This window comes from Streptomyces sp. KR80, assembly GCF_052245555.1.
Taxonomy (GTDB): Bacteria; Actinomycetota; Actinomycetes; order Streptomycetales; family Streptomycetaceae; genus Streptomyces.
Genome location: NZ_JBQQCD010000032.1, coordinates 26,623 through 46,135 on the forward strand (window position 1 = coordinate 26,623; position 19,513 = coordinate 46,135).

The following is a 19,513-nucleotide window of genomic DNA, read 5'->3' on the forward strand; positions in this document are numbered from 1 at the left end:
CCTCGGAGTCACGGTCCGGAGCGGACGCCTGGTGTGGGCATCAGCAGGGGGTACGGGGTGTCCGCGGGGGTGCCGTCACGGCGACGAGCGCCCTGCCCAAGGTGTGGTGGTGGCGCAGCCGTTGCCTCCGTCCTGATGCTCGGTTTCCGGCAGCGTCTGAGGAGCGAGGGACGTCCCGCTACCTCGCCATGGCGCCGGAGACTTCGGCTGCCCACCGCCACGGCGCGGCGGTGCCACCGGGCTGGGAGTTGAAATACTCCCACCCGTCCACCCCACCGAAGTCCGGGTACTTCTTGACCAGGTTGGCGAGGGTCGACTTGAGCGTGGGGAGGTCCACATAGCCGCTGCCGCCGTTGGCGGCATTGGTCAGTACCCCGGCGACCACCTTGTCCGCCGGGATCAGCCCGCGGCCGACGATGCGGTCATAGCTGGCGGTCGAGGACATGCTGCCCCACCCGTTGTAGAACTGGGCGTTGAACCAGGCGATGTCCCGGCCACGATCCCGGTAGAGCTGCTCGTAGTCGAAGCCGGACAGGTTTCCGCCGCCGCTGAGCGCCGTGCCCACCGGTGCGAGCGTGATCAGGAAGCCCGCACCGAAGTCGGCACGCAGGCTGTCGATCACCCGCTCGACCCCGGCCAGCGACATCCGCTCTTCCACATCCAGATCCACGCCGTCCAACCCGTAGGTCCGGATGAAGTCCCGCAGCAGCGGATAGTAGGTGTCGAACTGGGTGTCCAGGCGGGTGAAGCTGCCGGCCGCTGCGCCGCCGACCATGGCCAGTACCTTGACGCCCTGGCCTTGCATGGTCTTCAGGTCGCGCCACATCTGGTCGAACTTCGGCGCGTTCGGCGGGTCGTCGTTGAGGTGCACCGGCTTGTACGGCCCGTTGATGTCGTTGAGGTGGACCGCTCCCACGATCAGGTTGGTGACCCCGGTCTTGTGCTCGGTCAGGCCCAGCGGTGAGACGTACTGGTTGTTGGAGTACTGCGTTTGGTAGTACGTGACGACGCGCTTGGACGCCGCCGCTCCGGCGGGTGCCGTATGCAGCACGCAGAACAGAACCACCAGCAGGGCCGTGAGGATGGCGCTCAGTCGCTTCATGGTCACCCTCTCACTCGGTTCGCGGTCGGCGACATTCTCGTGGACCCCAATGCCCAGGTCTAGACCTGCAGTTGGTGCGCCGGGAGTCCGATCGACGCGCTGGCGAGCACCGGCCGACCGGGGCCCAAGGGTTGACCAGCCGCTTCCCCAACCCCGGTTCCCGCCGGGATCTGATCTGGCCATATACCCCGCCGGGGTATGCCGAACAGCCTTCAGTACGTAAAAGACCGGAAGTGCATTAGGCCATGCGTTCGACATCAAGATCTGCTCCCGCACGCGCCTGACGCCGCAGATGTGACCCCGCAGGGGTACCGCGCGGGGGCTGCCGAGTGGCGGGAGCGAGCTCTCACGGAGAGGGTGGCGGCAGGGGGTTCCTTTACGACGGACCCGACAGCCGTGACGCGCCCCGGAGGCACCGATGCCCGAAGTCACCGACTCTTACCAGCCCGGCACACCCTGCTGGGTCGATCTCGTCGTCCCCGACCAGCAGGCCGCCCTCGACTTCTACGGGCAGTTGCTCGGCTGGACCGGTGAGATCGGACCACCCGAGACCGGCGGATACTCGGTGTGTTCCCTGCGCGGCATGCCGGTCGGCGGGATCATGTCCGCGCAGTCGATGCCCGAGGACGAGCCCGTCCCACCGACCGTATGGACCACCTACTTCGCCTCCTCGGACGCGAGCGCCACCCAAGAGGCGATCGACCGCAACGGCGGCACCGTGATGATGCCGGTCATGGATGTGATGACCCTGGGGCGGATGCTGGTGGCCATCGACCCTGCAGGAGCCGTCTTCGGCGTCTGGGAGGCCAAGGACTTCCCCGGCGCCGGAGTCACCGGCGAGAACGGTGCGATGGTCTGGAACGAGCTCAACACCACCGACCGCGGCACGGCCATGCCGTTCTACTCCCGCGCACTCGGCATCGAGACCTCTCCCATGGAAGGCGCCGAAGGCTACTTCGCCCTCACCGTGAACGGCCGTACGGTCGGCGGGATGCAGGACATGCCCGAGGGGGTACCGCCCGGCACCCCGTCGCACTGGATGGTCTACTTCGCCGTCGACGACACCGATGCCGCCGTGGCGAAGCTGACCTCCCTCGGCGGCACGGTGCTCAAGCCCGCCTTCGACATGATGGCGGGACGGATGGCCGTGGTTCAGGACCCCCAGGGAGCGCCCTTCGCGCTCATCACCCCGGTGCCCCCGCCCTCCGCCTGACACCTCGTTGGGGCGACATCCCCGACATCCCCTCCATACGGCTACTCCGCCGCGTGATGGGCGAATGACCGGCCGGCAGATCCCTTCTCGGTGAGGCTCACCGGCCGGTCGTGCTTCAGCTCACCGAAGAGCTTTCTCGCCTGTGCCATGTTCCACCGCACGGCGCTGCCTTTGGGCGTCGAGAAACCGAGGTCGGCCACGGGCACGCTGACCTGCCGTCCGCGTCCGCCGGTTGCGCTCTGGACCGCCTGGAACATCGACATGAGGTCCCTGAGGCTCATTCCGCGGTCGACGATGAGGGTGTCAAGACCGGCGCTCAGGGCCGGGTAGAGCTCGAACGGGTTGAGCGCGGTGTCCGGTGCGGCGGCCCGGTGAGCGAGGGCGGACAGAAACTTCCGCTGATTCCGGGTGCGGCCCAGATCGCCCTGGGCCTCCTGGTGACGCTGGCGGACGAACGCGAGCGACTCGGTGCCGTCGAGGACCTGGCAGCCCTTCCTCAAGTCGGAGCCCGACTTCTCGTCCTTGATGTCCCTGTCGAGGCAGATCGGGACGCCACCGACGGCGTTGACGATGTTCACGAAGCCCGCGAAGCCGATCTCCGCGTAGTGGTCGATCCTCAGCCCGGTGTTGTGCTCGACCGTGCGGGCGAGCAGTTGGGGACCGCCGTACGCAAAGGTCGCGTTCAGCTTGTCCTTCGTCGGCGCCGAACGCTTGCCGGTGGCGGGGCTGGTGTAGCCGGGGATGGTGATCCAGGAGTCGCGCGGGAGGCTGACCATGGTGGTGCCGTGGGCGCCGGTGTGCAGCACGATCATCGAGTCGGTACGGCGGCCTCCCGGCGAGCCGGTGTGCAGCTCCTTCCTGTCCTGCTCGGAGAGGCCTTCGCGGCTGTCGGAGCCCACGATGAGGTAGTTGGTGCCTTCGCCGGCCGGGGGCCGGATACCGAACGTGTTGAGGTCGACGTCGCGGTCGAGCTTCGTGTCGGCCCAGGAATACGTGCCGAGGGAGGTGCCCAGGACCACGGTGAGCAGCGCGATCGCCGTCCGCCGCACGGGGCGGCGCCGCTTGGGCCGGCGGGCGCGAGAACCCCTGGGGCCGTAGCGGGAGGCGTTGCCGTGATCGCTGTACTCGGCGTCGCTGCCGGGTCGCGGAGCGAGTGCGTCCGCAGGGTCCGGGCCGGCCCCGGTCGCCGCGCGGTCCGGAGAGCCGGACTGAAAGACCGCGAACCCGTCGTATCCGGCCCCCGCGGTGTCGTATGGGTCACCTTCGACCCACCGGTTCAGCGGATCCCTCACGATCCGACTCCCTTCGGCTGCTTCGACGACAGGCTCCGCTGCGGGTCCGGCTCCTCGAACAGGTTCGGGTCGGCCATGCCGGAGCGGCGCATACGGTGCCACTTCAGCCGGGTGCCGAGCAGAGCGGTGGCCACGGACTGAATGACCACCAGATACAGCAACTGCCGGAAGACGAACAGCTGGAGCGGCAACGGCCACAGCGCGCGCAGCCGCTCGCCGTCCAGCCGCAGCGCGTACCCCGCCGTGATCAGCTGCACGGCGAGGAAGCCGAGCCAGACCGCGATCGCCTGGGTGGGATCGCGGAAGCACACCCCGTAGACGGCGAAGACATCGACCACCGGAGCGAGCAGCGGCAGGACGACCTGGAACAGGGCGAGATAGGCCAGCCCGCGGCGGCCGAAGCGCCCGGCCGGGCCCAGTTCGATCACGGCGCGCCGGTGCTTCCACATGGACTGCAGGGTGCCGTAGCACCAGCGGTACCGCTGCCGCCACAACTGACGCAGGCTGCCGGGCACTTCGGTCCAGGCGACCGCCGACTCCTCGTAGACCACCCGCCAGCCCGCCCGCCACAGAGCCATGGTGAGGTCGGTGTCCTCGGCCAGGGTGTCGTCGCTGACGCCGCCGATACCCATCAGCGTGTCCCGGCGGAAGGCGCCGATGGCGCCGGGGACCGTCGGCATGCACTCGAGGACGTCGAACATCCGCCGGTCCAGGTTGAACCCGACGACGTACTCCAGATGCTGCCATCTGCCCAGCAGCCGGCGCCGGTTGCCGACCTTGGTGTTCCCACTGACCGCGCCGATCGCGGGGTGGGCGAGCGGTTGGATGAGCCGGTACAGCGCCTCCGGTTCGAAGACGGTGTCCGCATCGACCATGACGACGATGTCATAACGCGCATGAGCCAGGCCGGTGTTGAGGGCTCTCGGCTTGCCGCCGTTGGGCTGCCGCACCACCGTGACCCGCGGGTCGTCGATGGCGTCGACGATGTCCGCCGTACGGTCCGTCGACCCGTCGTCGATGACGACGATCTGGAGGTACCGGTGCGTGGATGCGAGGAGCGAGTGCACAGTGGCGGCGATGCCCGCCTCCTCGTTGTACGCGGGCACCAGCACCGTCACCGGCTCGGTCACCTCCCTCAGCCGGGGCGCACCGGGTCGATAGCTGGCCAGGCGCCGCACATGCGTGCGCGCGAAGAGTGCGAGCAGGGCCAGCCGCAGCACCCCCAACGCGCCCACGATCCCCAGTGCCCAGGCCATCATGCGCGTGAAGGCGTGCCCGAGAGCCTGCGCCCAGATCAGCCCCTCGCCTTCCAGACGCTGGGCCAGCGGAACGGGAGTGACGAAGGAGAGCCGCCCGAGCCCGGCCGTGACCGTGGTGAACCGATGGACGTTCCGGTTGCGGAGCAGCGCCTCCGCCTCGTGGTACCCGAGGTCGGTATGGCTGTACTGCCGCACCACACCCTCTGACGGTCTGCGGGACTTTCGGTCGGCTGCGACGATGAGGTATCCCTGCGCGGCCGCGCGCCGCGCCGCCGTCCACTCGGCGCCGCACAGCGTGTCGGCCGCGGTGGTGTGCGGCAGCCGGAGCAGCCTGGTGTTGACGCCCGCGGTGCCCGCCAATGCCGTCTGCGTGAGCGACAGTTCCATCCGGGAGCGGATGAGCGACGCCGCGCCCAGATCGCCACCGGAGTAGGTGTACGAGCCGATCTCGTGGCCTTCGTCGCGGATCCGCCGCACCAGCTCGGGATGGCGGGCGACCTGGGCCCCGTAGACGAAGAAGGTGGCCTGCGCCCGGTACTTGCGCAGCAGGTCGAGCAGGCGCGGCGTCCATACGGGGTCGGGGCCCCCGTCGAAGGTGAGCGCGGCGGTACGGGCAGGCATGCCCGCCGTCTCGATCCGGTCAGCGGTGAGGCGCAGCACCGGCTCTCCGGTGTCCGCGGACTTCGGTATGGGTCTGCTGCACGGACGCTTCGTCCGCGCGGCGTCGACCTCATGAGTGATCCAGCCTTCGAAGAGCAGAGCAGCGGTGACCGCCGGAAGGATGAGCACCAACAGCAGCCAGTGCCCGCGTGGAGGACGACGCAGCGCGTGCCGGGGACTCACCTGCCCGCGCGTTCGTGCGGCGTCCGCCCAGGGGCGGACGGTGGGGAGCCGCGACGACCGGTGTCGGGACGGGAAGCCGAATCAGGGGAGGCGGAACCCGTCGGGGCGCCGGTCTCGTGTCGGGCGGGTCCGGTTTGCAGCGGCTCCTTCGTATTCGGCGGTTGCTTCCCGGAGGGCTGTTGCAGCCCTCCGATCAGTACCGCGACCAGCAGCAGATATCCGGTGCACGCGCCTCCCAGGGCCACTGCCGCGAACCGCAGGAACTTTCTGCGTCGACCTGAACTCTCCATGAATATCGGACGGTTGTGCTGCACGCGAAACTTATTACTGTGGGGGGTGGTTCGCATGAGGGGGGAGTCTAACTAGCCTCGTATGCGAGTGTGAACCGCCGTGTTTTCGTTCGAGGCCGGTCTGACGACGCGACACACGATCTTGCGGCCGACGGCCCGCACCTCCGCCGTGACGGGTCACGAACGAGCTCCTCGGGTGCCGCCGGTCAGCCCGCGCTGCGCGCCGTACCGACGCGCGTACCGCGCGGCCCGGCGCGCCGGCGCCGCCGTATGCGTCTCGTTCGCCCCTTCCCGAGCCGGAGGTTGGCGCGGATCATACGTTCGCACGGGTACGGCCGGGCAGGTGCTCGGCGTACTCCGTGAGCTTCTGGCGCACTCCCCGTGCGGCGACGCCGGCCCGCTCCGGGTCGCGTACCGCGGCCTTCGCCGCCTTCCTGCCCTGTTCCAGCGTGATGTGCGGGGGGATGGGAGCGATCTCCCGGTCGACGGCGAACTCGAGGACGACGGGTCGGTCCGCCGCCAGCGCCTTGTCCCACGCGCTGCCGACGCGCTTCGGGGAGTCGCACCGGATTCCGCCGAGACCGATCAGCTCGGCGAAGGCGGCGTAGGGGACGTCGGGAATCTCCTGGGAGGCCGGGTACTTGGGGTCGCCTCCCATGGCGCGTTGCTCCCAGGTGACCTGGTTGAGGTCCTGGTTGTTCAGGACGCAGAAGATCAGCGGTGCCCGTCCGGTCATGCGGTCCAGATACCGCTTGACGGTGATCATCTCGTTCATGCCGTTCATCTGGAACGCGCCGTCGCCGACGAAGGCGATCACCGGCCGGTCGGGGTGCGCGAGCCGGGCGGCGATGGCGTACGGCACCGCCGGGCCCATGGTGGCCAGCGTGCCGGAGAGGGAGGCGCTCATGCCCTTACGGAGCTTGAGGTTGCGGGCCCACCAGTTGGTGCCGGACCCGGAGTCCGCGGTCACGATGGCCCCGTCGGGCAGCCGCGAGGACAGCTCTGCCGCGACCGCCTGCGGATTGATGACCCCTCCGAAGTGCTGCTCGGCACGCTTGTCGCAGATCCGGTTCCACTCCTGGACGTCCTTCTCGATCCGCCGCCGCCAGCTGCGGTCCTCCTTGCGGTGCAGCAGCGGGATGAGCGCGCGCAGCGTCTCCTTGGCGTCACCGACCAGGTGGGCGTCCATGGGGTAGCGCATGCCGATCATCCGGCCGTCGATGTCGATCTCCACTCCCCTGGCCTGCCCCTCGTCCGGCAGCCACTCGGCGTACGGGAAGCTGGTGCCGATCATGAAGAGCGTGTCGCAGTGCTGGATCATCTCGTCGCTGGCCTTGCTGCCCAGCAGGCCGATCGGGCCGGTGACCCACGGCAGATCGTCGGGCAGCACGGCTCGGCCCAGCAGTGCCTTGGCGACGCCGGCCCCGAGGAGCTCCGCGGTCTCCACGACCTCGCTCTCGGCATCCGCGGCACCCTGGCCGATCAGCATGGCGACCCGCTCGCCCTGATTGAGGATGCCCGCCGCGCGGCGCAACTCGTCCTCGTCGGGCAGAATCCGCGGCCGGCTCCAGCCGACGCTGGAGAACACGGAGCCGTGCGCCTTGGGCGGTGAGGGCTGGGCTTTCGCCTCTTGGATGTCCTCCGGTATGACGACGGTGGCGACGCCGCGCGTGGTGAGCGCGGTCTTGAAGGCACGGTCGATGACGTGCCGGGCCTGGCCGGGGTGCACCACCATCTGGCAGTACTCGGAGACATCGGCGAACAGTTGCTCCAGGGCGATTTCCTGCTGGTAGTGCGAGCCCAGACAGAGCGTCTTCTGCTGGCCCACGAGCGCGACCACGGGCTGGTGATCCAGCTTGGCGTCGTACAGACCGTTGAGCAGATGGATCGCGCCGGGGCCTGAGGTGGCCGTGCAGCAGCCGACCTCACCGGTGAACTTGGCGTGGCCGCAGGCCATGAACGCCGCGGTCTCCTCGTGCCGCGCCTGGATGAATTCCGGATCTCCGTCCGCCCGGTCGAATGCCCCGAGCAAGCCGTTGATGCCATCGCCCGGATACCCGAACACCCGGTGGACCCCCCAGGCCCGCAGACGCTCCAGCACGAAATCGGCGACCTGCCTCATGATGCTCTCCTCCTGGACGGTCCGAGCAGCCGGCGTCCAGCGAGTTTCCGCAGAGCGCGCCCACAAACCGGGCGGCGACCCGGGCGGCGATTACGTCGGGCTGCGGGCCCCGCGGGTCTGTTCGTGGTGGCGCACGTCAGGTTGAGGAGGCGGCACGGGATCAGGTGCGGGACCGGGCCCGGGTCCCGGAGTGGGCGGCTGGGGGCTCGGAGGTACGGGATCGGGGCCTGGTCCGGGCGGCGACGGAGGCACCGGGTCGGGCCCGGGGGACGGGACCGGTCCGGGCCCTGGACCGGGCTCCGGCGCCGGGGGCCCAGGCGTAGGGCCGGGTGTGGGCGGTACGGGATCCGGATCGGCGGGGCCGGGGCGCCCCGGCGGCTGCGGGGTGGTCACGATCCGTCCTTCCGCGTACGGCGATACGGCCTTCGGTGCGGTCGCGGGTACACCTGATCGGTCGCGCGGTGCCGCTGCATCGCCCTCCGGCCGCGGGGGTACCCGCTTCCGCCGGGTTCATGCCCGCCGTGCGAGTTCAGGTCCGGCGGACGTGCGGCTCAGGCGTGATCCACGAGTTGCGCGACACCTCTCTGGCGCGCACAGTTCGCACAGCAGAAGAACTGTCCGTCCGCCTGAAGTCCGTGACCCAGGATGCGGCACTGACAGTTCTCACAGATCGGCGCCATCCTCTGGGCGGCGCATTCGATGCTGTCGAAAACGTGGACGGCTCCCGCGGCGTGTACCTCGAACGCCATCTCATAGTCGTTGTGGCAGACCTCGCACACGGCCATGAATGATCAACTCCTCGTTACTGCATGGACAAGGTGGCGCCTGATGATCGGCGTCTGATGGAACGTAGCGAGAAGGTGCATCGATCCTTCGGCGGCACGTTGAGCCCGACCCGACCGGCAGGCAGGAATCACTCGTGCGGCTTGCATCAGTGGCCGTTCCGGCACTGGCCGGGACTTCCCCGCGTACGCGAACAACCCGGCAGCCCGTGGTCGCGGCGCACGGGCTGAGGGCGTCACCACTGTGGTCCTGGTGCTGCTGAGCGGCCTCGGCATCGGCAGCTGACGCCGACGAGCGGCCTGGATCTGTCCTGGCTTCGTTGGCCGGGCCGCCCTGAGGTGGTGTCAGTCCCGGTCCAGCGCGGCGAGGGCGTCCTCCACGCCGCGGTGGAAGGTGGGGTAGGCGTACATCATGTGCCGCAGCCGGTCGACCGGGACGTCGGCCTGCACCGCCACCGCGAGCCCGTACAGCACTTCGCCACCCGTCGGCCCGGCGGAGGTGGCGCCGACCAGCACGCCGCGGTCGGCGTCCTCGACCAGTTTGATCAGGCCTTGGTTGCCTGCCTTGTGGATCCAGCCGCGCGCCGAGGACGGCACCTGCGCGGTGCCGGTGCGCACCCGCAGTCCTCGCTCCCGGGCGGCCTGCTCGCTCAGGCCGACAGAGCCGACCTCGGGGTCGGTGAAGGTGACCCTGGGCAGGGCCCGGTAGTCCGCGTCCGGGCCGGGCTTTCCCAGGATGGCGCGTACCACGATCTCGGCCTGGTACATCGCCACATGCGTGAACGCGCCACGTCCGGTCAGATCGCCGACGCCCCACAGACCGGCCGCGGCCCGCAGCTGCCCGTCGACGTCCAGAGCGCGGGCATCCGGGTCCAGGCCGACGGTCTCCAGGCCGAGGCCGGTCAGATCGGCGCGCCGCCCGGTGGCCACCAGCAGCTGCTCGGCGGTGACCTCCTCGCCACCGTCCAGTGCGACCAGGAAGGCGTTCCCGGCATGGCGTACGCCGGCTGCCCGCGCCCCGGTGCGTACGGTGATCCCCTCCGCGCCCAGCACCTCGCCGAGCAGCGCGCCGGTCTCGGGCTCCTCAGCGGGCAGCAGCCGCTCCGTCGCCTCGACGACGGTCACGGCGGAGCCGAAGCGGGCGAACGCCTGGGCGAGCTCCAGGCCGACCGCGCCGCCACCGAGCACGATCAGCGAGCCGGGCGGCTCCTTGGCCGCGACCGCATCGCGGTTCGTCCAGTACGGCACCCGGTCAAGACCCGGCACCGGCGGGATCCGCGGACGGCTGCCAGTGGCCAGCACCACCCCCCGCCGGGCGGTGAACACCGCACCGTCGACCTCCACCCGGCCGGGCCCGGTCAGCCGCCCGCGCCCGCGCACGAAGTGCCCGCCCTTGCCGGTGAATCGGTCCACGGCCACCTGGTCGTTCCAGTCGTCGGTCGCCTCGTCCCGGATCCGCGCCGCGACCGGCCCGAAGTGCGGGGCGACCTGGGCCTGCCCTGCCATGCCGGGGATCCGCCGGGCCTCGGCGAGCAGATTCCCGCCGCGGATCATCATCTTGCTCGGGATGCAGGCCCAGTACGCGCATTCCCCGCCCACCAGCTCGGCCTCCACCCCGACGACGCCAAGACCGGCCTCGGCCAGCCGCTCGCAGACGTGCTCGCCGCCCACTCCCATCCCGACCACCACGACATCGGTCTCCTGCGCCATGAGCGGCCTCCTCGGCTCGATACCCGCGGGTCTTTCAGACGGGTACCCGGAACCCGGCGGACCGTGCCCGGCACGCGGATCGGCCGTCGACGAGCGGCTTCGGTGTTTGCCCTGCCGGGGCTCGGGCAGTCGGGCGGGGGCGCACCGAGTGCCGGCTTCGGCCGCACCGGCGAGCCGCCTCGGACCGACTCCGATGCGCCGGGAGGCACGGTGATCGCTACAGACGACCGGTTCCCGCCCGCCGACAGGCCCGGGCTGCGCGTCGGCGTGCTCGGCTCGTACGGCGGCTTCAACATCGGTGACGAGTCCATCCTCGCCTGCGTGCTCGGCTGCCTGCGCGCCCGATGCGCGGACGCGCACGTGGTCGTCTTCAGCCGGGACGCCAGGCACACTCGGGCCAACCACCGCCGGGCCGACGAGGTGGTGGACTGGGAAGGCGTGAGCCAGAACCAGGTGCTGGCCACCCTCTCCGGCCTCGACCTGCTGATTCTCGGCGGCGGCGGAGTCCTCTACGACGGCCAGGCGCGCCGCTACCTGCGATTGGTGGGGGCCGCCCACACGCGTGGTATCCCGACGTTCGCCTACGCGGTCGGGGTCGGCCCGCTGCACGACGCCGACGACCGTGAGGCCCTGCGCAAGGTGCTGCCGCAGATGGACGAGGTGGTGGTCAGGGACGAGGAGTCCCGGCTCGTCCTGGAGGACGTCGGCGTCGAGCGCGAGGTCACCGTCACCGCCGATCCCGCACTGCTGCTCTCCGCGGAGCAGTTCACCGACCGGATGATGCGGGAGGAGGGCATTCCGGCCGGGACCCGGCTGGTGGCCATGTCGGTACGCGAACCGGGCCGGGCGGCCGAGCGCCTGGACGAGAGCGACTACCACGCGCTGCTCGCGGACGTGGCGGACTTCCTCGTGCACCGTCTCGACGCCTGCGTGGTGTTCATGCCGATGGAGCGCCAGGATGTGCGCCACGCACATGCGGTCCTCTCGCACATGACCTCGCCGGACCGGGGACGGATCCTCAACGGCGCCTACAGCCCCGGGCAGATCCTCGGCTTCATGCGCCATGTGGACCTGGCCGTCGGCATGCGGCTGCACTTCCTGATCTTCGCGGCGGTCTCCGGCGTACCGCTCCTGCCGCTTCCCTACGCGGGGAAGGTCTTCGACTTCGCGCGCCGGGTGGGCGCTCCCGCGCTCGTCGGGGTGGCCAGGGAACAGGCCGGGCTGCTGCTGGCGGAGGTGGACCGGCTGTGGGACGAGTACCCCGAGCGACGGGACGAGCTGCACTGCCGGGTCCAGGCGCTGCGCGAGCTCGCCCTGGAGACCGGCGAACGCTGTGGGGCGCTGCTGGCGGACATCCAGGAGCGGCGGCCCCACTTGCGCCCCGTCCCGGGCGGGGCGCGCTGAGCGGAGGCGACGGAGCAGATGCCCATCCTCGGCCCGCCGGACGAACAGCGCACCGTCACGCTGCCACCGCGGTCGGCGCGGTTCGGCGGGCGGACCGACGTACTCGTCGTCGGAGGCGGACCCGCCGGCATCGGAGCCGCGCTCGGCGCCGCCGATGCCGGGGCCGAGGTCGTCCTCGTCGAGCGTTACGGATTCGTCGGCGGCAACGCGACCGTGGCGTTGGTGATGCCCCTGATGTCGTTCCACAACGAGAAGAAGCAGGCCCTGCCCGGGGACGAGCTCCGGCTGCTGCCCACCGATCACGGCGAGGGCGACCCGGTGGTCGCCGGCGTCCTGTGGCGGCTGCTGGACCGGCTCACCGAGCGCGGCGGCTGCGTGCCGCCCTCCCTCGAGACCGGCTACACGGTGCCGTTCGACCCGGAGATCTTCAAGCTGGTCACACTGGAAATGCTGGACGAGGCCGGAGTGCGGCTCCTGTTCCACGCCTTCGCCTCCTCGGCGCTGCTGCTCGACGACGGCCGACGGGTGGTCTTCGAGACCAAGTCGGGGCCGGTGGTGATCGACTCCGATGTGGTCGTGGACTGCACCGGCGACGGCGACATCGCAGCGGCCACCGGGGCCCCGTACGAGATCGGCCGGCCCGAGGATGGACTCGTCCAGCCGATGACGCTCATGTTCCGGGTCGTCGACTTCCTCCAGCCGCGCTTCGCCGAGTACGTCCGTGGGCACCCGGAGCAGTGGCGCGGCGTCCACGGTCTGTGGGACCTCATCAGGGAGGCGACGGCGGACGGTGAACTGGAGCTGCCGCGCGAGGACATCCTGTTCTTCGCCACCCCGCACCCCGGCGAGGTCAGCGTCAACAGCACCCGCGTCACCAGGGCCGTAGGGACCAACGTCTGGGACCTGAGCCGCGCCGAGTGCACCGCCCGCCGCCAACTCGCGCAGATCGACCGCTTCCTGCGCACGCACGTACCCGGCTTCGAGGAGTCCTACGTCGTGCAGAGCGGTACGCAGATCGGGGTCCGGGAGACCCGCCGCATCATGGGCGACTACCTGCTGACCGGGAACGACATTCTGGCGGGCCGGCACTTCCCGGACGCCATCGCGCACGGCGCGTACCCGATCGACATCCACAACCCGCAGGGCACCGGCACTCTCCTCAGGCGCCTGCCCCCCGGCACCTTCTACGACATTCCGCTGCGCTGTCTGCTGCCCCGGGGCATCGATCGTCTGCTCGTCGCGGGCCGCTGCATCTCGGGTACGCACGTGGCCCACTCGTCGTACCGCGTGATGCCCGTCTCGATGGCGACCGGCCATGCCGCGGGGGTCTGCGCCGCCCTGGCCCTACGCCTCGGGCGCGCCCCGCGGGACGTGCCGCATGCCTCGGTCCAGGCCGAGCTGCGGCGGCAGGGTGCCCGACTGCGCCACGGCCTGCGCGGCAGTTCCCCCTCGGCGCCCCACTGACCGCGTCCCCCTCGCGCCGACACCCCGCCCGCCCGTTTCACCGGCCGGTAATTCCCGTGCTCCACGATGGCCGCTGCGGTAGCTTCGGCGCTCATGACCCCTCCCCGCAATCGCCCTCCTTACCGTGCCGACGAGCGAACTCAGCTGCTCGGCTGGCTGGACATGCAGCGCGCGATCATCCACTGGAAATGTGCAGGGTTGTCAGATGCGGACGCACACCGGTCCGTCCTTCCGGCCTCGCCCCTGATGACGATGGCGGGCCTCGTCTCCCACATGCGGTGGGTGGAACACACCTGGTTCGAGGTCATCTTGCTGGGCAGGCCGGCCAAGGGCCCGCAATTCGACGAGACGACCGAGGACGCCGACCTGAGGGTCGAAGGCGTCCCGCTCGCGCAACTCCTCAAGGAGTACGAACGGCAGTGTGCGGTGTCGAACGAGCTCATTGCGGAGCATTCGCTGGATGATGTGGGCCGGCACCCGGACTTCGGTGCTTCTGCCGCGACCCTGCGGTGGATCTTGCTCCACATGATCGAGGAGACCGCCCGGCACGCCGGTCACGCGGATGCCATCCGGGAACTCCTCGACGGCGAAAAGGGCTACTACTGACGCGTCCTCCGACCTGACGATCAGCGCCGCCTGATGCAGCGTCAAGCTGCCGCGGATACATGGACGCTGGGAACGAGCGGTCCGCGCGGATCGGCGCCGACGGCGATCCGCGCTGTTCTGGAGAGTGGGCGCCCAGCGCGGCCCCGGAGGGGCGGGCGTCGGCACGACGCCCGCCCCTGGACCGGTCGGGTCAGGCCGCGGCCAACTCCGGCTCCGGCCGTACCTTGTCCGCCGGCGGCGCCAGACGGCCCGTGCGGTGCAGTCCGTACAGGGCGGCGGAGCAGACGAGGCCGAGGGCGAGCAGCGCGACCCACGGCATTGCGGACATGCCCGCCGCGCGGGCCGCGTCCAGAGCGGCTCCGGTCAGCAGGTTGCCGAGGGTGATGCCGATGCCGCAGATGGTGTTGTACAGCCCGTAGTGCGTGGCGACCAGGCGATCGCCGGAGAGCCGCACGATGGTGTCCATCTCGAAGGGGTAGGCGATCATCGTGCCCACCGCCAACAGCAGCGCAGCGAGAGTCGGCGGCACCGCCGCGAGCAGCCACCGGCCCGCTCCGCCGTCCGGCACGGGCACCGCCGTCGCCACGAGCAGGGGTACGAAGGCGACGCCCATCGTGACCAGCCCCCAGGTGAGCGCACGCCCCGGCGCCATGCGGGCCTTGCACCAGGCGGTCACCTTGGTCTGGAAGAGAATCGTGCTCAGACCCGAGACGGCGAAGAGCACCGCCACCGCGGCCGTGCCGAACTCTCCCTCACCGCCTACCCGTCGGACCTCCAGGGGAAGGGCGAGGTACACCTGGAAGGACATGACGTACGAGCCGATCATGGCTGCCGAGAAGAGCAGGAACGGCCGGTTGACCAGGATGCTCCGCCACTGGGACAGCACGCTCTCCCGCCCGCCGGCGTTCCGGTCCTGCGCGTCGTCGGCTCGGCGAGCGGGCAGGGCGCGGATCTGCACGATGCTCAGCAGCGCGAAGATCCCGGCCGAAACCAGGCAGGTGACGCGGAAGTCGACGCCCGTCAGCACCATGCCCACCAGCGGGCCGAGCAGAATCCCGGCCTGGTAGAAGACGTTGAACAGCGCGAACGCCTCGACCCGCCGGTCGCCGGAATCCGCCGCCAGATAGGCCCGCACCGCCGGGTTGAACAGCGCCCCCGCCAGACCCGTGGCCGCGGAGGCGGCCAGCAGGGCGGGCGTCGAGTCCACCAGGCCGAGGGTCGCGAAGCCGGCGGTGCGCAGCACACATCCGGCGACGATCATTGGCTTGTAGCCGAGCCGGTCGGCCAGCGTGCCGCCGACCAGGAACATGCCCTGCTGGCTGAAGTTCCGTACGCCCAGGATGAGACCGACCAGCCATCCGGCCAGCCCCAGGGTCCCCGCGAGGTGGGCGGCCAGATACGGCATCAGCATGTAGAAGCCCAGGTTGATCGTGAACTGGTTCGCCATCAGCAGCTGGACGCTGCCTGGGTAGGAGCGCACCTGCGCGATGGTGCCCTTCACTTGTTCTCCTCCTCCGAACCGGACTGGGCGCAGGATTCGACCGCTTCGATCTCTTCCGGGACATCGGGTTCGGCGAGCAGATCGACCGCGTCCGTCTCTCCCACCTGCACATCGGACAGCGTGAGGGGGTCGACGACGGTGCTGCATCGGGTCCAGCGGGTGACTTCCTTATCGTCCAGGCGGCCTATCACCTCTGGTTCGAGGGGCGGCGGGACGTCGAGCAGCCCGTACGCGGTGCAGTAGTCGTTGTCGTACACCGTCCCGAGATAGCGCTGCGGCCCGTCGGGGAAGATCGCCGCGATCCGGGTGTCCGCGGGCAGGGTGCGGGCCAGCCATCCGGCGACCAGGGCGACCGCGCCGACGCTCCACCCGCCGGTGGCGTAGTGGGAGGCGGCGAGTTGCCGGCAGGTCCACACCGCCTCGGACGGAGCGACCCAGTGCACTTCGGAGAAGTTGTCGTACGCGACGTTGCGCGGGTAGATGCTGGAGCCGAGCCCGCGCATCAGGCGCGTACGAGCCGGCTGCCCGAAGATCGTCGAGCCGATGGTGTCCACCCCGACCAACTTCAGCTCGGGATACAGCTGTTGCAGGACGCGGGAGACCCCCGCCGAGTGCCCACCGGTGCCCACACTGCACACCAGGACGTCGATGTGGCCGAGTTCCGACGCCAGTTCCAGGGCGAGCGGGGTGTACGCGGCTACGTTGTCCGGGTTGTTGTACTGGTCCGGGCACCAGGAGTCCGGGTGCTGCGCCATCAACTGCGTCACGCGGTCGCATCGGGCCTGCTGCCAACCGCCGGCGGGATGCGGCTCGGAGACGACGTTGACCTGGGCCCCGTACGCCGTCAGAAGCTGGGTCATGGACCGCTCGAGTCCGGGATCGGTGACCAGGGTGACCGGGTGGCCGTAGACCATGCCGGCGAGGGCGAGCCCCAAGCCGAGGGTGCCGCTGGTGGACTCGATGATCCGGCAGCCGGGGCGCAAGTCGCCGCGCGCGCGGGCACGTTCGACCATGTGCAGGCCGGGACGGTCTTTTATGCCGCCGGGGTTGAAGCCCTCCAGCTTCGCCCAGAAGCCGCGTCCCGCAGGGGCGAGCGGTTCGGACACCCGAAGGAGCGGGGTGTTGCCGACCAGCCCGGACAGGCCGTACATGCCGTGTCCGGACTGCGTGGACGCGGGTGCGGCGGACCCGGAACGGGTCGAGCGGACGGGGGAGGTTGTGGGGGTAGGTGAGTGCATCATTCGCTCTCGGTCGTCTGTACGGGATGCAGGTGCAGATGCTCATCTCGTGCGGCCGGATTCTGTGGCCGCGCCGGCGGGGTCTGGATGCAAGTGGCCGCGGGGCCGGAAGGAACAAGGGAGGTAGACGTCACGGATGCTCCGTACGACAGCCGCGGCGGGTGGACCCGGACGCGCGGCGGGCTGGGGGTACTCCCCCTGGGGGCACTTCCCCAGCTACCGCCGGGGGGACCCCCGCCCGGGCCGCCAGGCCCAGGGGGACTAACGCCCGGGGGGTACCCCCACCCAGCGATAGTTGGGGGAGGCAGACGGGCAACGGAAAGGTGCCGGGAAGGGCCGTTCGCTCCGCGTCAAGGAGCATGGGACGGCGGCCCGACAGGCATCGGAACTGGCCGCACCCGATCAGTGACCGGCAGACGCAGCGTGCTGCCGACTCGGCCCTGGCCAGTTCGGAGACGCCGGGCCTCTAGATCCGCAGAATCGCAGATGCTCTCTCGGGTCGTGGCACCACCGACCCGGTCTCGACCGGTCGCTCGAGCGCCCCGGTCCGAGCCTGCGTGGCGGGGACGACGCTCGGGGTGGTGCAGGGCACCGGCAGGTCGGCCCCCTGCTGGGGCTTCCCGGACAGGCAGCTCGGCCCCGCATGCCCCGCCTCGTCGTCGTGATGGGCGGGAGCACGCTCGTGACGGTCGTCGGAGTGCTCGGACGCTGTCCCGCCGTCCACCGGATGCGCGGGGACGGCATGCGGGGCGGCAGCGGCCGTCGAGGCCGGGCCGGTGGCCATGTGCGCGGCGGCGCTCTCACCGCTGACGCCGTGCGTGTACAACAGGCCCAGCAACAACGCGGCCAGCCATGACATGCGCAACAGACCCGCCGCCGTGCGGCGGGTCCGCGACAGGCTGGATGTCGGCCGGACCGTGACCATGCCGTGATCCTAACCGCACCCGGACCACGGCTCGCGCACAGCTCGCTGAACAGTATGCGAATTGGCCAACGTCGATAACGTCGTTGTTGTGCCTGGTGCGTTGACGTCGACGACGCAAGACGCACTCACTCGCACGATCGTGCACGCCGCGCCGGCACCTTTCGCCGCCCTGTACCCGCCCGCCGGGCGACTCGTCCCCCGCGTCCTCGGGAGTGCCGTTACAGTCGATGGCGGAGGTCGACGCGTGAGAACGAAGCGCAACACGAGAGCAGCAGGTGCCTGGGGACACCTGCTGCTGATGCTCGTGCTCGCGTTCTCCGTCTTCGCGATGCACACCCTCGGGCATCCCGACGACCAATCCGGTGCACATGCCGGTGCCCTCTCCGCCCACTCGGCCGCAGCCGAGCCCAAGGCGATGGGACCGGACCACTCCACCGAGACCGGGGATGCTCACTCGTTCGTCCTCACCATGGAGGAGCGGGAGCACGGGGCAGCGTCGCTGAACACTCAGGTGCCCAGCGACGGAATGGACTCGATGTCGGTGTGCCTGGCGGTGCTCAGCTCTCTGCTGCTGGCCGTCCTTCTCCGCCTGGCCCTGGCGCGGGAGCGCCTCGGGTGGACGAACCTGACCGCTGCGGTCCTCGCGTCACTCCGGCCCGAGGCGCCACCGCCTCGCGGGCCCAGCGGGCCCAGCCTCGCTCAGTTGTCTGTGCTGCGGATATAGGCCGCTCGGCCACCGCGGACGCGCCTGGCGTGCCCGTCCGCGGACTCGATCACGCAGTCAATCAATCCGCACACCAGACATCACGAGGTACATCCACCATGAACGCGTATCTGCGCACGTCCCGCCGTGCCCCGCGGCGCCGTCTCGCCGTTGCCGGCGTCGTCGCCTCCGGAGCCCTCCTCCTCGCCGCCTGCGGCGACGACAGCATGCCGGGCATGAACCACGGCAGCAGCTCCTCCGCGCCCGCCGAGTCCGGCGACTCGACCGGCGCCGGCGCCTTCAACGACGCCGATGTGACGTTCGCCCAGGGCATGATCCCGCACCACCAGCAGGCCTTGGAGATGTCCGAGCTGGCCGACGGCCGGGCGTCGGACCCAGAGATCAAGAAGCTGGTGCAGCAGATCGAGGACGCCCAGGACCCCGAGATCAAGACCATGCAGGGCTGGCTCAAGGCCTGGGGCAAGCCGGAATCGGCCGACATGGACCACGGTGCGGGCCATGGCGGCGGGGGCATGCCCGGCATGATGTCCGACGACGACATGAAGAAGCTCGAGGCCGCCAAGGGCACGGACTTCGACCGCGAGTTCGCCCGCATGATGATCGAGCACCACAACGGCGCCATCGAGATGGCCGAGACAGAGCAGAAGGACGGCCGTAACGCCGACGCCCAGAAGCTCGCCGCCGCCGTGGTCAAGGGCCAGTCGGCCGACGCCGACTTCTCCAGAGTGATCAGGCTCAGTCGGCGCGACACCTGCTCCGTGGCGACCGGCGCATAGCCGTACTTGCGGTAGAGCCGCAGATTGCCCTCGCTGCGGTGGCCCGTGAACAGCTGGTAGCGCTTGGCCGCCAGCGACGGCGAGGTCTTCGTCGAGCCGCTGGTGACGTCGGTGCTGCTGCCGTCGGCGCGGGTCGCGGGCTCGATGGCGCCAGGCTGGCGTACGGCTTCCACGATCTGCAGGAGGCGCGCTTCCTGCCGGGTCTGGAGACGAAGGCGTTCGACATCAGCGCCGCGATTCCGCCGGACAGTTGGTACGGGAC

At 70.3% G+C, this 19,513-nt stretch carries 15 protein-coding genes and 1 pseudogene; 7 read left to right on the forward strand and 9 right to left on the reverse strand.

What is annotated here, in order from left to right:
- Positions 1-178: 178 nt before the first annotated feature.
- The gene (locus ACTWQI_RS28390) at positions 179-1,102 is read right to left on the reverse strand and encodes a glycosyl hydrolase family 18 protein (RefSeq protein ID WP_443274751.1); all 924 of its coding nucleotides are present in this window, start codon (positions 1,100-1,102) and stop codon (positions 179-181) included.
- Between the two features lie 418 nt (positions 1,103-1,520).
- Between ACTWQI_RS28390 and ACTWQI_RS28395 the strand changes: the two genes are divergently transcribed.
- Positions 1,521-2,315: a VOC family protein gene (locus ACTWQI_RS28395; RefSeq protein WP_443274753.1), complete on the forward strand. Its 795-nt coding sequence runs from the start codon at positions 1,521-1,523 to the stop codon at positions 2,313-2,315.
- Between the two features lie 41 nt (positions 2,316-2,356).
- Here the strand turns inward: ACTWQI_RS28395 and ACTWQI_RS28400 are convergent, their stop codons facing one another.
- The 5 genes from ACTWQI_RS28400 to ACTWQI_RS28420 form a co-directional block, all read right to left on the reverse strand.
- A complete protein-coding gene (locus ACTWQI_RS28400; protein WP_443274776.1) occupies positions 2,357-3,610 on the reverse strand; it encodes an LCP family protein in 1,254 nt (417 codons plus the stop codon).
- A complete protein-coding gene (locus tag ACTWQI_RS28405; protein ID WP_443274755.1) occupies positions 3,604-5,709 on the reverse strand; it encodes a bifunctional polysaccharide deacetylase/glycosyltransferase family 2 protein in 2,106 nt (701 codons plus the stop codon). Before ACTWQI_RS28405 ends, ACTWQI_RS28400 begins: the two co-directional genes overlap by 7 nt.
- Before the next feature lie 603 nt (positions 5,710-6,312).
- Positions 6,313-8,121 (reverse strand): thiamine pyrophosphate-requiring protein, encoded by a 1,809-nt coding sequence (locus ACTWQI_RS28410; protein ID WP_443274757.1) that lies wholly within the window; start codon positions 8,119-8,121, stop codon positions 6,313-6,315.
- Between the two features lie 551 nt (positions 8,122-8,672).
- The gene (locus ACTWQI_RS28415; RefSeq protein ID WP_443274759.1) at positions 8,673-8,906 is read right to left on the reverse strand and encodes a hypothetical protein; all 234 of its coding nucleotides are present in this window, start codon (positions 8,904-8,906) and stop codon (positions 8,673-8,675) included.
- 342 nt (positions 8,907-9,248) lie between these two features.
- Positions 9,249-10,613, reverse strand: coding sequence for a dihydrolipoyl dehydrogenase family protein (locus ACTWQI_RS28420; RefSeq protein WP_443274761.1), 1,365 nt, complete (start codon positions 10,611-10,613; stop codon positions 9,249-9,251).
- A gap of 210 nt (positions 10,614-10,823) precedes the next feature.
- On the opposite strand from ACTWQI_RS28420, the gene ACTWQI_RS28425 reads away from it, so the two are divergent.
- The 3 genes from ACTWQI_RS28425 to ACTWQI_RS28435 all read left to right on the forward strand — a co-directional run bounded on the left by ACTWQI_RS28425 (position 10,824) and on the right by ACTWQI_RS28435 (position 14,087).
- Positions 10,824-12,017 carry a polysaccharide pyruvyl transferase family protein gene (locus tag ACTWQI_RS28425; protein ID WP_443274763.1) on the forward strand — a complete coding sequence of 398 codons (1,194 nt, stop codon included), beginning with the start codon at positions 10,824-10,826 and terminating at the stop codon, positions 12,015-12,017.
- A gap of 18 nt (positions 12,018-12,035) precedes the next feature.
- Positions 12,036-13,481, forward strand: coding sequence for an FAD-dependent oxidoreductase (locus ACTWQI_RS28430; RefSeq protein ID WP_443274765.1), 1,446 nt, complete (start codon positions 12,036-12,038; stop codon positions 13,479-13,481).
- A 93-nt stretch (positions 13,482-13,574) separates the two neighbouring features.
- Complete coding sequence (locus tag ACTWQI_RS28435; RefSeq protein WP_443274767.1) at positions 13,575-14,087, forward strand: DinB family protein; 513 nt, start codon at positions 13,575-13,577, stop codon at positions 14,085-14,087.
- 190 nt (positions 14,088-14,277) lie between these two features.
- Here the strand turns inward: ACTWQI_RS28435 and ACTWQI_RS28440 are convergent, their stop codons facing one another.
- The 3 genes from ACTWQI_RS28440 to ACTWQI_RS28450 form a co-directional block, all read right to left on the reverse strand.
- On the reverse strand, positions 14,278-15,588 hold the full coding sequence (locus ACTWQI_RS28440; RefSeq protein ID WP_443274768.1) for an MDR family MFS transporter: 1,311 nt from the start codon (positions 15,586-15,588) through the stop codon (positions 14,278-14,280).
- Positions 15,585-16,739 carry a PLP-dependent cysteine synthase family protein gene (locus tag ACTWQI_RS28445; RefSeq protein ID WP_443274769.1) on the reverse strand — a complete coding sequence of 385 codons (1,155 nt, stop codon included), beginning with the start codon at positions 16,737-16,739 and terminating at the stop codon, positions 15,585-15,587. Before ACTWQI_RS28445 ends, ACTWQI_RS28440 begins: the two co-directional genes overlap by 4 nt.
- 553 nt (positions 16,740-17,292) lie before the next feature.
- Positions 17,293-17,751: a hypothetical protein gene (locus ACTWQI_RS28450; protein WP_443274771.1), complete on the reverse strand. Its 459-nt coding sequence runs from the start codon at positions 17,749-17,751 to the stop codon at positions 17,293-17,295.
- A 244-nt stretch (positions 17,752-17,995) separates the two neighbouring features.
- On the opposite strand from ACTWQI_RS28450, the gene ACTWQI_RS28455 reads away from it, so the two are divergent.
- The 3 genes and pseudogenes from ACTWQI_RS28455 to ACTWQI_RS28465 form a co-directional block, all read left to right on the forward strand.
- On the forward strand, positions 17,996-18,475 hold the full coding sequence (locus ACTWQI_RS28455; protein WP_443274773.1) for a DUF6153 family protein: 480 nt from the start codon (positions 17,996-17,998) through the stop codon (positions 18,473-18,475).
- A gap of 98 nt (positions 18,476-18,573) precedes the next feature.
- Entirely contained in the window at positions 18,574-19,251 is a 678-nt protein-coding gene (locus ACTWQI_RS28460; protein WP_443274774.1) for a DUF305 domain-containing protein, read from the forward strand.
- Between the two features lie 155 nt (positions 19,252-19,406).
- Positions 19,407-19,513, forward strand: a pseudogene (locus ACTWQI_RS28465) (iron transporter); the annotation flags it as partial.

Bases quoted from the DNA above. Each gene is read 5' to 3' on its own strand.
- ACTWQI_RS28460 (WP_443274774.1), top strand. From the start codon at position 18,574: ATGAACGCGTATCTGCGCACGTCCCGCCGTGCCCCGCGGCGCCGTCTC.
- ACTWQI_RS28390 (WP_443274751.1), bottom strand. From the start codon at position 1,102: ATGAAGCGACTGAGCGCCATCCTCACGGCCCTGCTGGTGGTTCTGTTC.
- ACTWQI_RS28420 (WP_443274761.1), bottom strand. From the start codon at position 10,613: ATGGCGCAGGAGACCGATGTCGTGGTGGTCGGGATGGGAGTGGGCGGC.
- ACTWQI_RS28450 (WP_443274771.1), bottom strand. From the start codon at position 17,751: ATGGTCACGGTCCGGCCGACATCCAGCCTGTCGCGGACCCGCCGCACG.
- ACTWQI_RS28395 (WP_443274753.1), top strand. From the start codon at position 1,521: ATGCCCGAAGTCACCGACTCTTACCAGCCCGGCACACCCTGCTGGGTC.
- ACTWQI_RS28445 (WP_443274769.1), bottom strand. From the start codon at position 16,739: ATGTACGGCCTGTCCGGGCTGGTCGGCAACACCCCGCTCCTTCGGGTG.
- ACTWQI_RS28430 (WP_443274765.1), top strand. From the start codon at position 12,036: ATGCCCATCCTCGGCCCGCCGGACGAACAGCGCACCGTCACGCTGCCA.
- ACTWQI_RS28435 (WP_443274767.1), top strand. From the start codon at position 13,575: ATGACCCCTCCCCGCAATCGCCCTCCTTACCGTGCCGACGAGCGAACT.
- ACTWQI_RS28410 (WP_443274757.1), bottom strand. From the start codon at position 8,121: ATGAGGCAGGTCGCCGATTTCGTGCTGGAGCGTCTGCGGGCCTGGGGG.
- ACTWQI_RS28415 (WP_443274759.1), bottom strand. From the start codon at position 8,906: ATGGCCGTGTGCGAGGTCTGCCACAACGACTATGAGATGGCGTTCGAG.